Source organism: Thiocystis violacea (assembly GCF_016583565.1).
GTDB classification, from domain to species: domain Bacteria; phylum Pseudomonadota; class Gammaproteobacteria; order Chromatiales; family Chromatiaceae; genus Thiorhodococcus; species Thiorhodococcus violaceus_A.
The window spans coordinates 30322-43602 of sequence record NZ_NRRF01000010.1; the positions used below are offsets into that span (position 1 = coordinate 30322).

General features: G+C 63.7%; 12 protein-coding genes and 1 tRNA gene. 9 read left to right on the forward strand and 4 right to left on the reverse strand.

All coding sequences use genetic code 11. The features are described 5' to 3' along the window. The first annotated feature begins 40 nt into the window (after nt 1-40). Nucleotides 41-622, forward strand: a complete 582-nt coding sequence (locus CKO23_RS06245; protein ID WP_200329159.1) for a hypothetical protein — start codon at nt 41-43, stop codon at nt 620-622. Nucleotides 623-738: 116 nt separating this feature from the next. Here the strand turns inward: CKO23_RS06245 and CKO23_RS06250 are convergent, their stop codons facing one another. After that, nucleotides 739-1149 (reverse strand): hypothetical protein, encoded by a 411-nt coding sequence (locus tag CKO23_RS06250; RefSeq protein WP_200329161.1) that lies wholly within the window; start codon nt 1147-1149, stop codon nt 739-741. Nucleotides 1150-1335: 186 nt separating this feature from the next. Between CKO23_RS06250 and CKO23_RS06255 the strand changes: the two genes are divergently transcribed. Further along, nucleotides 1336-2073, forward strand: coding sequence for a lysophospholipid acyltransferase family protein (locus tag CKO23_RS06255; protein ID WP_200329163.1), 738 nt, complete (start codon nt 1336-1338; stop codon nt 2071-2073). A gap of 63 nt (nt 2074-2136) precedes the next feature. Here the strand turns inward: CKO23_RS06255 and prmC are convergent, their stop codons facing one another. The 3 genes from prmC to hemA are packed head-to-tail and all read right to left on the reverse strand — an operon-like array spanning nt 2137 to nt 5367. Then, nucleotides 2137-3000, reverse strand: a complete 864-nt coding sequence (gene prmC / locus CKO23_RS06260; RefSeq protein WP_200329165.1) for a peptide chain release factor N(5)-glutamine methyltransferase — start codon at nt 2998-3000, stop codon at nt 2137-2139. Continuing rightward, entirely contained in the window at nt 3000-4079 is a 1080-nt protein-coding gene (gene prfA, locus CKO23_RS06265) for a peptide chain release factor 1 (protein WP_200329167.1), read from the reverse strand. The genes prmC and prfA overlap by 1 nt, the downstream gene beginning before the upstream one ends. Before the next feature lie 13 nt (nt 4080-4092). After that, nucleotides 4093-5367: a glutamyl-tRNA reductase gene (gene hemA / locus CKO23_RS06270; protein WP_200329169.1), complete on the reverse strand. Its 1275-nt coding sequence runs from the start codon at nt 5365-5367 to the stop codon at nt 4093-4095. Nucleotides 5368-5904: 537 nt separating this feature from the next. Here hemA and CKO23_RS06275 point away from each other — a divergent pair. The 7 genes from CKO23_RS06275 to CKO23_RS06305 all read left to right on the forward strand — a co-directional run bounded on the left by CKO23_RS06275 (nt 5905) and on the right by CKO23_RS06305 (nt 13269). Beyond that, on the forward strand, nt 5905-7695 hold the full coding sequence (locus tag CKO23_RS06275; RefSeq protein WP_200329171.1) for a tetratricopeptide repeat protein: 1791 nt from the start codon (nt 5905-5907) through the stop codon (nt 7693-7695). Continuing rightward, complete coding sequence (ispE, locus tag CKO23_RS06280; RefSeq protein ID WP_200329173.1) at nt 7695-8552, forward strand: 4-(cytidine 5'-diphospho)-2-C-methyl-D-erythritol kinase; 858 nt, start codon at nt 7695-7697, stop codon at nt 8550-8552. Before CKO23_RS06275 ends, ispE begins: the two co-directional genes overlap by 1 nt. 92 nt (nt 8553-8644) lie before the next feature. Continuing rightward, nucleotides 8645-8719, forward strand: a tRNA-Gln gene (locus CKO23_RS06285). 41 nt (nt 8720-8760) lie between these two features. Beyond that, nucleotides 8761-9714 (forward strand): ribose-phosphate diphosphokinase, encoded by a 954-nt coding sequence (locus CKO23_RS06290; RefSeq protein ID WP_346014571.1) that lies wholly within the window; start codon nt 8761-8763, stop codon nt 9712-9714. A 168-nt stretch (nt 9715-9882) separates the two neighbouring features. Further along, a complete protein-coding gene (locus CKO23_RS06295) occupies nt 9883-10494 on the forward strand; it encodes a 50S ribosomal protein L25/general stress protein Ctc (RefSeq protein WP_200329175.1) in 612 nt (203 codons plus the stop codon). Nucleotides 10495-10591: 97 nt separating this feature from the next. Beyond that, nucleotides 10592-11176 carry an aminoacyl-tRNA hydrolase gene (pth, locus tag CKO23_RS06300; protein ID WP_200329177.1) on the forward strand — a complete coding sequence of 195 codons (585 nt, stop codon included), beginning with the start codon at nt 10592-10594 and terminating at the stop codon, nt 11174-11176. 611 nt (nt 11177-11787) lie between these two features. Further along, the gene (locus CKO23_RS06305; RefSeq protein ID WP_200329178.1) at nt 11788-13269 is read left to right on the forward strand and encodes an OmpP1/FadL family transporter; all 1482 of its coding nucleotides are present in this window, start codon (nt 11788-11790) and stop codon (nt 13267-13269) included. The last annotated feature ends 12 nt before the right edge of the window (nt 13270-13281 follow it).

Consider the following 13281-nt stretch of genomic DNA (forward strand, 5'->3'; position numbering starts at 1 on the left):
ACTCGGGCGCGGTGGCTGCGCCAACGGCTACAATGCGGCCATGAAAAAAGACGACCTGAAACTCCCCAAGACCTACAAGACCATCCTTATCCTGGGACTGGTCTTCGGCCCCTTCTTCTGGCTGGCCTTCACCGAAGACGGCCAGCGGCGCACGGATCTGGCCTTGATGTTTATCCTCAACAAGCCCGAATTCAACGCCGCCCTGGACGCCTTCAGCAGCGACCTCACCGAGGCCAAACTGCGCGAGACCTTCCCGAAGCTCGAACTGCACTGCGCCGACGGCGAGAACCCCTTCGGCGATCGCATCTGCGGCGCCGAGATCGGCACCTTTAACCAGATTCCCGCCTCTTCGGTCACGCTCTTCTTTCAGGGCGACCGCCTGAGCGCAACCAAGGTCAATTACCGACACGCCTACCACGCCATCGTGCAGGACTGGCTCAACCAGCGCGTCGCGGCACGCGAGAGCAGCCCCCTGTCCGCATCGGTTGTGGATGGAGCCCAAGGCGTGATCGCCAAGCGGGTTCAGGATGGCGTCCTCATCGTCCGGGAAGGTGCCTTGGCTAAGGCCGACGAGCCCGCGCTCATCTGGCTCTCTCAGGCGGCGATCGACGTGCGGCATTGAGTGCGAGGCCAGGGTGCCCGTCCTGGCGTCCTGGCCGCGCGATCGGCTTGCGGGGAGGGGCGCCAAAGGGCGCTCTGGGCTGGCGCGAGAAATAGCCGTTCGCTGTCGGCGCGTGACTAAAGGTAACGCCGCCAGTGCTCGGGGCGCTCGTCGCGGCAGCCGTGCTCGATCAGCTGGTAGCGTTTGGCGAAGAGTTTGTCCGTGCAGTTGAGGTCGCAGCAGTCGCAACCGCAGTTGGCGCGAACGGTTTCCTCGGTGTAATAGTGCAGGGCGCGCTTGAGGCGGTTGAAGAGGCCGGTGTCGAGGTGCAGGCCGAGCTCTGTCAGGGCTTCCTCGATCTCGATCAGGGTCGTCTTGAGGACGTCGTACTGGATGTGGAGCAGGGTGGACGACGCAGGCACGGCGCTCAGGATGCCATCGACTTCGATCAGGAAATGCGCCGCCGTCGTCGCCTGATCGGGGTTCGGATGGATCTTATGAAACGCAATTTCGCGCTGTTTGATGCGTTCTGAGTCTGAAATGTCCATAGCGGCTTTATGCTAATCCCGGACCCGAAATAATCAAGCTGTATCTGTCCGCTTTGGGTTGAGGATTGATAAAATCCGAGCCAGTCTCCGAAGGCTATAATTTCCCTGTCCTTTGGCGATTCCGCGGAGCCCTTGGGGTCTGCTGAGTCGCGCGTCCGAGCAACCGACAGATCCCATCGACCGAGCATGCACCCGCGCGAAGCAACTCTGGGCATCTGGCTTCGAAGCCTGGCCTTTTTCGTCCTCTACAATCTCTTCGGCATCCTGCACAGCCTGATCAGTCTGGTGTTGGCGCCGCTGATGGGCTTCGAGCGGCGCCATTGGTTCGTCAACCTCTGGACGCGTCTAAGCATGTGGTTGCTGCGGCGGCTCAACGGCATCGAGATCCATGTCTCGGGTGTGGAAAATATCCCGCCCGATCGACCCGTGGTCGTCATGGCGAATCACCAGAGCGAGTGGGAGACCTTCTACCTGCAGCTGCTCGTCTCGCCCCAGTCGACGGTGCTCAAGCGCGAACTGCTCTGGGTGCCGTTCTTCGGTTGGGCGCTGGCGCTCCTGAAGCCGATCGCGATCGATCGCCGCAAGCCCATCAACGCGCTGAAGTGCCTGCTGCGCGAAGGCAAGCAGCGCCTCGACGCGGGCATCAGCGTGGTCATCTTCCCGGAGGGAACGCGTCAGCCGCCCGGTGAGATCGGCAAGTTCAACGCCGGTGGGGCGAAGCTGGCCTGCCATGCCGGTCGGCCCGTGCTCCCGGTTGCGCACAACGCGGGCCGCTGCTGGCCGGCGCGTTCCATGCTGCGCTTCCCAGGGCGAATCAGCCTGGTGATCGGTCGGCCGATCAGCTGTGACGCAGGCCCGGATGCCTTGATGCGGGATGCCGAGCACTGGATTCGCGACACGGCGAGTACCCTGCCTGCGGCATGATCGCCGAGCGGTGAGGCTGAGACCTGGCGTTCGTCGCCGCGGTGGTCGCGGATTGAGCGCGACTCAGCGTCGCGCCAAGGTCACGCGCTCGATCCCGGCGAGATCCCGCCGCGTCTCGATCGCCCGCAGACCGCGCTCGCGGAAGAGTTGGCGCACGGCGGCACCTTGATCGAAGCCATGCTCCACCGCGATGAGCCCCCGCTGACGCAAGCAGCGTGAGGCATCGCTCAGGATGGCGCGGATCGCATCCAGCCCATCGCCACCGGGCGAGAGCGCGTCCAGTGGCTCGAACCTGAGGTCGCCGCGTTCGAGATGCCCGTCTGCGGCCGGGATGTAGGGCGGGTTGCTGACGATGGCGTCCAGGCTGTCCGCGGCCAGGCTCGTGAGCCAGTGGGTCCGGACGCTCACGACGCTGTTCGGGCAGAGTGCCTGGAAATTCGCGCGCGCCAGGGTCAGTGCCGCTGCCGAGAGGTCCGTGGCGATCAGTTGCCAGCCGGGTCGCTCGGTCGCGATCGCCGCGGCGATGGCGCCTGAGCCCGTGCCGAGGTCGGCGACGCGCAGCGCGTCTGATGTCGGCAGGAGATCCAGCGCGGTCTCGACCAGCAGTTCCGTCTCGGGGCGTGGGATCAGGGTTGCCGGCGAGACCCTGAGTTCCAGGGTCCAGAAGGACTGATGGCCGCGGATGTAGGCAATGGGCTCGCCGCTCAATCGGCGCTGCAGGAGGCTGTCGAAGGCGGCGGCCTGAGGCGGGCTCAGCGCCTGCTCCGGCCATGCCATGAGCCGCGTGCGCGGCCAGCCCGTGGCCTGGCACAAGAGCAGCTCCGCCTCGAGTCGCGGGGACGCCTCATCGAGCTGCGCGAGGGCCGCCGCCGCCTCGCCCAGGGTCGCGCCGACGCGTCTTTGCGCGGGCGCGGCGGTGTCCGGCATCAGGTCTCCATCATGGCGGCGAGCTGCTCGGTGCGGTATTCCCTGAGCAGGGGCTCCACCACCTGGTCGAGCTGTCCGGTCATGACCTCGTCGAGCTTGTAGAGCGTCAGGTTGATGCGATGGTCGGTCAGGCGGTTTTGCGGGAAGTTGTAGGTGCGAATCCGCTCGGAGCGGTCGCCGCTGCCGACCTGCAGCTTGCGCGACTCGGATTGCTCGGAGGCCTGGCTGGCGCGGGCGCCGGCCAAGAGCTTGGCATGCAACAGCGACATCGCCTTGGCGCGATTCTTGTGCTGCGAGCGCTCCTCCTGACACTCAACCACGATCCCGGACGGCAGATGGGTGATACGGATCGCGGAGTCGGTCTTGTTGACGTGTTGGCCGCCCGCACCGGACGAGCGATAGGTGTCGATGCGCAGATCGTTGGCATTGATGTCGATGGCGTCGATCGACTCGACCTCCGGGAGGACGGCGACGGTGCAGGCCGAGGTGTGGATGCGGCCTTGGGATTCGGTCTCGGGAACCCGCTGCACGCGATGGGCGCCGGGTTCGAACTTGAGGCGCGAATAGACCCCGTTGCCGCTGATGCGGATCACGACTTCCTTATAGCCGCCCAGCTCGCCGGGGCTCTCCGAGAGCAGCTCCGTGCGCCAGCCGACCAGCTCCGCATACCGCATGTACATGCGCAGCAGGTCGGCCGCGAAGAGGGCCGCCTCGGCCCCGCCGGTCCCTGCGCGCACCTCGAGGAAGACGTTGCTCTGGTCGTTCGGATCCGCCGGGATCAGCAGGGCCTGCAGTTCGGGCTCCAGCGCTTGAAGTCTGGCCTTGGCCGCGGTGACCTCCTCTTTGGCGAGCGCGGCCATTTCGGGGTCCGCGAGCATCTCTTCCGCGCTGGAGACGTCGTTCTCCGCGGCGAGATAGTGCCGATAGCAGGTCATCATCGGCTCGAGCTGGGCGTATTCCCGGCTCAGGTCGCGAAAGCGGTTGGTATCGGCCTGGGTCTCGGACTCGGCCAGCATGGCCATGACCTCGCTGAAGCGCTCCGAGATGCGCTCCAGCTTGGCGCGAATCGAGTGGTTCATGAACCGCGGATGTTCATGGGTTGGCGTGGGTGCGCGTCTGATCGAGCTGGAAGAGCTCGTTCGCGGCCTCGAGGATGCTCGCATCGCCCTCGCGCGCAGCCTGGCGCAGGCGCGAGCTGGGGGCGTGCAGCAGCTTGTTGGTCAGGGTGTGAGCCAGGAAGCTCAGGACCTCGGTCGGCGACTTGCCGGCATCGATCTGGCGCTGCGCCCTCGCCAGCACCTCGTCGCGCAGCTCCTCGGCCCGCTGACGGTAGTCCTGGATCAGGCCGGCGGCGTCCAGCGAGCGCACCCAGGCCATGAACTCGCCCGTATGGAAGGAGATGATCTCCTCGGCCTGCTCGGCGGCGGCCTGGCGCGAGCGCAGACTTTCGTCGATGACCTCCTGCAGGTCGTCGATGGTGTATAGATAGACGTCGCTCAGCTCACCGACCTCGGGCTCGATGTCGCGCGGGACGGCGATGTCGACCATGAAGATGGGGCGGTGCTTACGCTTCTTGAGCGCGCGCTCCACGGTGCCCTTGCCGAGCACCGGCAGCGGGCTCGCGGTGGAGGCGATGACGATGTCGGCCTCGGGGAGGTGGTTGGCGATCTCGGTCAGCGAGATGGCGAAGCCGTCGAATTGGGAGGCGAGGTCATGGGCGCGCTCGACGGTGCGGTTGGCCACGATGATGCGCCCGACGCCATTGTGATGCAGATGCCGCGCGGCCAGCTCGATGGTCTCGCCCGCGCCGACGAGCAGCGCGGTCTGCTGCGACAGGTCGCTGAAGATCTGGCGCGCGAGGTTGACGGCGGCGAAGGCCACGGAGACCGGGCTGCTGCCGATGGCGGTCTCCGTTCGGACAGTCTTGGCGACCGAGAAGGCGTGCTGGAAGAGTCTTCCAAGCAGCTTTCCGGTCGCGCTGCAGTCAACGGCGGTCTGATAGGCCGTTTTGACCTGTCCGAGGATTTGAGGCTCGCCGAGCACCAGTGAGTCGAGGCCACTGGAGACCCGCAGCAGGTGCGTGACGGCATCGCGATCCGCGTGCGCGTAGAGGAATGGATCGACGCGATCATGCTCGAGGCCATGGAATCCGCTCAACCAGCGACGCATATCCGCTTCGGCGCCGTCATGCACGGCGCAGTAGAGCTCGGTGCGGTTGCAGGTCGAGAGAACGACACCTTCGCAGACGCTGTTGCAGCCAGTGAGGTCGCGCAATGCGCCGGCGATGATGTCCGGACCAAAGGCCAGTCGTTCGCGGATTTCGATCGGGGCGGTCTTGTGGTTGAGTCCGAGAACAAGCAGCTTCATGTTACTTAACTGTTGGCGATCTGAGTTGGAGGATGTGACGACATTGGCGAATGTCGTCGGCCGCCAGGTGCGAAACTCGAATCGGTTGCTCGCCCCTTGGCACAACGTTCCTGTGCTGGAGATGCAAAACGCATCCATGTTACCAACTTTTTAGGTGAAATGATCCCCGCGGCGTGGCGCAGGTCACCTTGTCAACGTTGGGCCAGGCTCTGGCGGATCCTGTTTGAACACGGAAACGGCTCTAGCCTAGCCGGCCTGAGCCACTCTCGCACAGGTTGGTGCGTGCTCCGATCGCGACCGCCGTGCCTTGTTGGATCGGTTCGCTCGGACATTTCTGGGTCACGAGGTGGGGGCTTGACCTGCGCTCCGCCGAGCGGTCGACACGTGTATCTTGGCGGGAGGGCTCGCCCGCCAGGCGAGGGCGCATTGAGCGGGGTTTTCGATTGGCTTTAAGCCCCTGGAATTCCTTGGTTATACTGACCATCTAGAATCTCACACTCGGTCATCAGCGAAGCACCAGCTCCGGACTCAAACACTATGGCTCTTTCGTCTCGCGTTTCCGTGCTTTTCAGTTCCCTGGCGGCCTGTGTGCTCTATAGCTCAGGTGCTTTCGGCTTGGCCGATTCCGCGGCGCCGCAATCCGGGGCGGCCGGGAGTCCGCCGCCGCAGACAACAGTGGCGGCGAAGGGTCTGCAGCCGGATCAAATCTATGCCGTGCTGGTGGGCGAGATCGCTGGCCGGCGCGGCGATATGGCGACGGCCTTCATCCACTACTTCAAAGCGGCTGAGCTGACCGGGTCGGCGCAGATGGCAGAGCTGGCTGTGCGTGCCGCCATTAGCGGGGACGATGACGCATCGGCCGAGCGCGGTATCAGCCTCTGGCTCGGTTTCGAGCCGGATTCCGCGGCGGCGCATCAGGTGGCCGCTTTCCTGCGCATCAAGGTCGAGGACCAGGAGGGGGCGCTCATCCATCTGCAGCGCCTCGTGGAGCTCTCGGGGGACAGCGCGGACTCTGCCTTCACCAAGGCGGCGGCCATCGTGGCGCGACTGCCGAGCCCGGAGACGCGGGTCTCCATGATGCAGGCGTTGGTCAGTCACTATCCAGGTGATGCGGATGCCCAGCAATCGCTGGCCATGGTGGCGGCGAGCGCGTCTCAGTACGACATTGCTGAGCAGGCCGCGCGCAAGGCGATGGCGCTGAAGCCTGAGTGGAATACCCCGCGACTCTTCCTCGTGCGGCTCCTGGTCTCGGAGAACAAACGTACGGACGCGCGCACCCTGCTCGAAGGGTTCGTCAAAGAGAGCCCGGACGACCACGCCCTGCGCATGCTCTACGGCCAACTCCTTGTCGAGGAGAAGGAGTTCACGACGGCGCGGGATGTCTTCCAGCGGATGCTGACCAATCAGCCGAAAGAGCCCGATGTCCTTTTCGCCGTCGGGATCCTGTCACTCCAGCTCGATGACCTGGACGGAGCCCGGCTCTACTTCCAACGGCTCTTCGAGACCGGCGAGCGCCAGGACGAGGCCGCGTTCTATCTGGGGCAGACCGCGGAGCGCGCCGACGACGTCCCGGTCGCCCTGGGCTGGTACGACAAGGTCCACGGCAGTAACGGGGATGATGCCCAGGTCCGCATTGCCTTGTTGAAGGCCAAGGCGGGGGAGGTTGCGCAGGCGCGCGAGATCTTGCAGCGACTCCGGGGCGAGTCTCCAGAGAACGCCATCCCGCTCTTCATGGTCGAGGCTGAAGTGCTCGACGAGGTGGGTCGCGGCGACGAAGCCATGGCGGTCTACGATGCGGCGCTCGGCGCCTATCCGGGCGACAGCAGTCTGCTCTACGCGCGTGGCCTCTATGCCATCAAGAGCGGTCGGATCGAGCAGGGCGAGCAGGATCTCCGCCGGATCATCGATGCCGAGCCGAACCATGCTGACGCCCTCAATGCGCTGGGTTATACCCTGGCGGACCGCACCAAGCGCTACGACGAGGCGCGTGAATTGATCGAGCGCGCCTATGCGCTCAAGCCGGAGGAGCCGGCGATCTTGGATAGCATGGGTTGGGTCAACTACCGCCTCGGCAACCTCGACAAGGCGCGGGGTTATCTGGAGCAGGCCTTGGACAAGCTCGACGATGGTGAGGTGGCTGCCCATCTTGGCGAGGTGCTCTGGGCGCTCGGGCGGCGGACAGACGCCTGGGCGGTTTGGGATCGGGCGATCAAGGACCACCCGGACCACGCCTATCTGCAGGAGGTCATCGGCCGCCATCGTGTCTCCAAGACTGAGCCCGGCGCGGGCGGGGTCGCGACGCCAGCGAAGAAGGGCGGCGCGAAGTGATGGAGTCGGGGGATGTCTCGGCGGCCAGCGCCTGGCTGGCGCCGGCCAAGCTGAATCTCATGTTGCGCGTCGTCGGTCGGCGCGCGGACGGGTATCACGAGCTGCAAACGGTTTTCCAGTTCATCGATCGATGCGATCGGCTCTGGTTCGATGTGTGCGACGATGGCCGTATCCGGCGCCTTACAGCGGTCGAGGGCGTCGAAGAGTCGCAAGACCTGACTGTTCGGGCGGCGCGCGCGCTCCAGCAGGTGACGGGTTGTCGTCTCGGGGCAGCGATCCGCTGCGAGAAGAATCTCCCCATGGGCGGGGGGCTGGGCGGCGGTAGTTCGGACGCGGCGACCACGCTGGTCGCCCTGAACCACCTCTGGGGCACGGGGCTCGACGAAGACGCCCTCTCGGCCATTGCGCTGCCACTGGGGGCCGATGTCCCCGTGTTCGTCAGGGGTAGGGCCGCTTGGGCCGAAGGTGTCGGTGAGCGCTTGGATCCGGTCGACTTGCCGGAACCCTGGTATTTGGTGCTTGTGCCCGACTGCGCCGTGTCGACCAAGGCGGTCTTCTCGCATCCTGAATTGACACGGGACTCGAAACTCATCACACTAGCGGACTTCCTGAGCGGGGATGTGGTTAACGATTGTCTCTCCGTCGTGCGAAAAGATTATCCTGACGTTGCGGCCGCGCTGGAGTATCTCTCTCCGTGGCACGGACGTTTGACCGGCACCGGGGCCTGCGTGTTCGCGGTGTTCGACGACGAAGCGGATGCGCAAGGCGCGCTGGCCGGCTTGCCGGGTGGGATGCGCGGCTTCGTTACCAAGGGGCAAAACCGCTCCGCTCTGCTCAGACAGCTCGATGTAGGCTAATCATGCCCAGACGCGCCGTTAATCGATGTTCACGCGCCTCTGGGGGAAGGATCCGCGATGTCTTAGGGACGAGGACGATCACTCGCGTTTATTGGGGCGTCGCCAAGTGGTAAGGCACCGGGTTTTGATCCCGGCATTCCCAGGTTCGAATCCTGGCGCCCCAGCCAATTCCCCGCGTTCTCTCGACCGCGCCGACAGGAAAGCCCTCGTGCCTGCCAGCCAATTGATGGTGTTTTCCGGGAACTCGAACCCGGAGCTTTCGGCGGAGATCGCCGCGCATCTCAGTCTTCCCCTCGGCAAGGCCGTCGTTGGTCAGTTCAGCGACGGCGAGGTCATGGCTGAGATCCAGGAGAATGTACGGGGCAGGGACGTCTTCGTCGTCCAGCCGACCTGCGCCCCGACGAACGATAACCTCATGGAACTGCTCGTGATGATCGATGCCCTGCGCTGGGCGTCGGCGAAGCGCATCACGGCCGTGGTTCCCTATTTCGGTTATGCGCGGCAGGATCGCCGTCCCCGGTCGGCGCGCGTGCCCATCACGGCTCGGCTCGTCGCCAAGATGATCGGGCAGTCGGGGGCGGATCGCATGCTGACGGTGGATCTGCACGCCGATCAGATCCAAGGGTTCTTCGATATCCCGGTGGATAACGTCTACGCCTCTCCGATCCTGCTCGGTGACGCTTGGCGACAAACGTACGACGACCTCATGGTGGTCTCCCCCGACGTGGGTGGCGTGGTGCGGGCACGCGCACTGGCCAAGCGTCTCGATGATGCGGATCTCGCCATCATCGATAAGCGGCGGCCGCGGGCGAACGAAGCCAAGGTGATGAACATCATCGGCGACGTGCGTGGTCGCTCATGCGTCCTTGTCGATGACCTGGTGGATACCGCTGGGACGCTGTGTCGCGCCGCCGAGGCGCTCAAGGATCACGGTGCCCGCATGGTCGCGGCCTATTGCACGCACCCCGTTCTTTCAGGGCCGGCAGTCGACAACATCACGGCATCCCAGCTCGATGAGCTGGTTGTCACCAATACCATTCCCCTGAGTCCGCAGGCCAAGGCCTGCGGTAAGATCCGTCAGTTGAGTATCGGCGAGCTGCTCGCCGAGACCATGCGGCGGGTCTCGAATGAGGAGTCGGTCAGCTCCCTCTTCGTCGATTGAGGTCCATGGCAGTCCGCGCGCCCCGGGTTCCGACTCGTCGGCGGCAGTTCGTGGCGTTGATTGCCGGCAGACCCTGAGGTCGGCTGAGCCGCTCGTCTTTTTTAGAGCGCCGGAATCCTGGTCGCGGGGTTCCGGCGCATTTCGTTTCATTCAACCTGGAGAACGCCAATGAGCGTGGATTTCGAAGTTGTCGCACGGCCGCGCGTAGCCGCAGGGAAGGGTGCGAGCCGCCGCCTGCGCCGCGAGGGTCTGGTTCCTGGAATCGTCTACGGCGCCCATCAGGATCCGGAGGCCGTTTCCGTTCTGCATAATGAGTTGCTCAAGCACCTCGAGCAAGAGGCCTTCTATTCGCACGTCCTCGATCTCAAGGTCGACGGCAAGAGCACGAAGGTCGTCCTGAAAGACCTGCAGCGGCATCCGGCCAGGCCCTTCATTCTGCATGTGGATTTCATGCGCGTCTCCAAGGATGAGAAGCTCAAGATGGTCGTGCCGCTGCACTTCCTCAATGAGGAGAGCTGCCCGGGCGTGAAGATGGGCGGTCAGGTGGCCCACAATCTGACCGAGATTGAAATCACCTGCTTGCCGAAGGATCTGCCTGAGTTCATTGGCGTCGATATGACCGATCTTGATGTCGGTAGCATCGTTCACCTCTCCGAGATCCAGCTGCCGGCGGGCGTCGAGCTGGCGCATGCGCCGGATCCGGATGAGCCCGTCGTCGTCGTCCACGGTGCGCGCATCGGCGGTGATGAAGAAGACGAGGACGCCGAGCCCGAGGTCTAGCGACATCCGGGGCATGGGGCTGGCGTTCGTCCTCTCTTGGGGATGTCGGTCCCATGTTCGCTGATTTGGCACCATCCGAGAAGCAAGGGACGAGACCATGGCAGATGCGGGCATCCGCCTCATCGTTGGCCTGGGCAATCCAGGCGCGCAATACGAGCTGACTCGACACAATGTCGGGTTCTGGCTCGTCGATGCCATCGCGGAGAGCCATCGCGAACCCTTTCGGTCCGAGCCGAAGTTTTTCGGCGATCTGTGTCGAATCTCTGTCGGCGGGTCCGATCTACGGCTGCTGAAACCCTCGACCTACATGAATCGGAGTGGTCAGGCGGTCGTCGCGGTCGCCCGCTACTTCGATATTCCTCCAGAGCAGATCCTGCTTGCCCACGACGAATTGGACCTCCCGGTCGGCTCTATTCGCCTCAAGCAGGGTGGCGGACATGCGGGGCACAATGGGCTTCGCGATACCATCGCCGCCTTGGGTACGCGTGACTTCTGGCGTCTGCGGATCGGCATCGCCCATCCGGGTGATCGCACCTTGGTCACTGGGTACGTTCTGGGCAGACCCTCGAAAGACGACGATGCGCTGATTCGAGATGCCCTCGCCGATGCGGAGCGCGTCCTTCCCGATCTCATCTCCGCGCACTATCAACCGGTGATGAACCGTCTCCACGGTCAGCGATGATGCCTGCCTGACGACATTCAGGCTTTTGCTTTGACGGCCAAGGCGCCTGGTCGCCTGTCTGTCATGCCAGGGCACCTCTCTAGCGACCGCCCCCGCCCACCGCCCGCCGCCGGCCCACGCCACGCCTCTTCTTCTGCTCGCGTCCTCTTCTGGGCTCCGCCTCTCAGGGATGGCGTTCGTCCTCCTCGCGCAACCTGCTTCCGAGTTCCGGCTGTCAGCTGTCAGCGTTTGGCGTCCAGTCATCGGAGATCCAGGGGATTGCCCGTTCTTGGCGCCACTCGGCTGTCCACCCGCTGGGCGAATGGCGACGCGCGATCCAGCGAAGCCTGCTGCGCTGACTGCGGGCTGACAGATGAATTAGTGAATTCGAATATAAGGATAAATTGAATTTTGTCATGGAATCTTTTTGACAAGATGCCCTTTTCGAGTTGAACATCAGGCTATGGATACAGTCGTTGCATTTTTGTCGCGGCGGTCGGTGCGGTCATTGAATTCAGTGATCGCGGGCTGGATCCTGAGCGCCCACGCAACAGGGGGTCGGGGTCGCCGGAAACTCGATAAATAGGGCCGATAGGCCTATCAATACCTCAGTCGAGGGGGACATCGTCATGATGAGCAGAAGAACCAGGCGAGCGCTTATTGTCGCGTTCGTGGCGACAGGTGCGATTCCGGTCACGGCATCCGCGACCAACGGCTATTTTTCGCACGGCTGGGGTGTGAAATCCAAGGCCATGGCGGGTGTGGCGGCGGCCTTGCCGCAGGATACCTTGGTCACGGCCACGAACCCGGCGGGAATGGCCTTCATCGGTCACGGTTTCGATGTCGGCGTCTCCTTTTTCACGCCTTCCCCGCGCGGCTATGAGGCGAATAACGACTACGCGACGCAGCAGGTCCAGAATGCCAATGGAACCTTCACGCTGCCGGCGGGCGGTTTCGTCACTCCTGGGGAATACGATAGCAGCGGCGACTGGTTCCTCATTCCCAGCTTCGGTTACAACCGCCAGCTGGATGCCAACAGCACGATCGGCATCAGCGTTTTCGGTAATGGCGGAATGAATACCAAATATAAGGATCGCGCCGTCTTCGAGAACTTCTCCGTCTATCCGAATCAGCGTGTCGGCGCCTACCCAGACGGGAGCACCGGACCCTACTTCGATTTCTCGTCGGGCTCGCCGATGCCGGTCACGGCGGATGTCCCGGGGACGGTCAATGGCAATCCGAATGGTGTCTACAGCGCGACGACGCCAACCGGTATCAATCTCGAACAGCTCTTCATCGAGGTGCCCTACACGCTCAAGCTCGGCACCGGCAATCAATCGATCGGCATTGCGCCCGTCTTCGCCATCCAGCGCTTCGAGGCGACCGGTCTGGAGCCCTTCAGGCAGATGTCCGTCAAGCCCGATAAGGTGACCAACAACGGAATGGACTGGAGCTATGGCGCGGGTCTCCATTTCGGTTGGTATGGCCAGGTCACGGATCAGCTCGCCCTCGGGGCGTCCTACCGCAGCACCATCTGGATGACGAAGCTCGAGGACTATGCCGGTCTCTTCGCCGACGGCGGCTCCTTCGATATCCCTGCCATGTTCAACATCGGCTTGGCATACAAGGCGAAGCCCGACCTGACCTTGGCATTCGACTATCAGCACATCTTCTACGACGAGACCCATGCGATCGCGAATTCGAACGATGTCGATCTGTCGGCCTGTCAAGGAGCGGGCGCCAAGCCGTCGTATTGCCTGGGTGGAAACAGCGGCGTGGGGTTCGGCTGGGAGAGCATGGACGTGCTGAAACTCGGCGTCAGGTACGATGCCAATGACCGGCTAAGCCTTTTAGCCGGTATCAGCTACAACACGGACTTCCTCAAAACCGATAGTCAGGGCCTCTTCAACGTCCTTGCCCCTGCGACTGTCCGTTGGCATTTCACGGTAGGCGGGGCCTACAAGGCGACCAAGAGTGACGAATTCTCACTCTCGCTGGCGTACATGCCGCAGGAAACCTTCGATGGGACGAGTCCGGCGCTCACTCAGACCCAGTCGGGCAGCCTCTATATGGAGCAATACGAGATCACGGTTGGCTGGAACCACAGCTTCTGACGCGGGCAGGTC

Coding starts and splice junctions, on each gene's coding strand:
- CKO23_RS06255 (WP_200329163.1), top strand. CDS start 1,336: ATGCACCCGCGCGAAGCAACTCTGGGCATCTGGCTTCGAAGCCTGGCC.
- CKO23_RS06245 (WP_200329159.1), top strand. CDS start 41: ATGAAAAAAGACGACCTGAAACTCCCCAAGACCTACAAGACCATCCTT.
- CKO23_RS06250 (WP_200329161.1), bottom strand. CDS start 1,149: ATGGACATTTCAGACTCAGAACGCATCAAACAGCGCGAAATTGCGTTT.
- hemA (WP_200329169.1), bottom strand. CDS start 5,367: ATGAAGCTGCTTGTTCTCGGACTCAACCACAAGACCGCCCCGATCGAA.
- ispE (WP_200329173.1), top strand. CDS start 7,695: ATGGAGTCGGGGGATGTCTCGGCGGCCAGCGCCTGGCTGGCGCCGGCC.
- CKO23_RS06305 (WP_200329178.1), top strand. CDS start 11,788: ATGAGCAGAAGAACCAGGCGAGCGCTTATTGTCGCGTTCGTGGCGACA.
- CKO23_RS06275 (WP_200329171.1), top strand. CDS start 5,905: ATGGCTCTTTCGTCTCGCGTTTCCGTGCTTTTCAGTTCCCTGGCGGCC.
- prmC (WP_200329165.1), bottom strand. CDS start 3,000: ATGCCGGACACCGCCGCGCCCGCGCAAAGACGCGTCGGCGCGACCCTG.
- pth (WP_200329177.1), top strand. CDS start 10,592: ATGGCAGATGCGGGCATCCGCCTCATCGTTGGCCTGGGCAATCCAGGC.
- prfA (WP_200329167.1), bottom strand. CDS start 4,079: ATGAACCACTCGATTCGCGCCAAGCTGGAGCGCATCTCGGAGCGCTTC.
- CKO23_RS06295 (WP_200329175.1), top strand. CDS start 9,883: ATGAGCGTGGATTTCGAAGTTGTCGCACGGCCGCGCGTAGCCGCAGGG.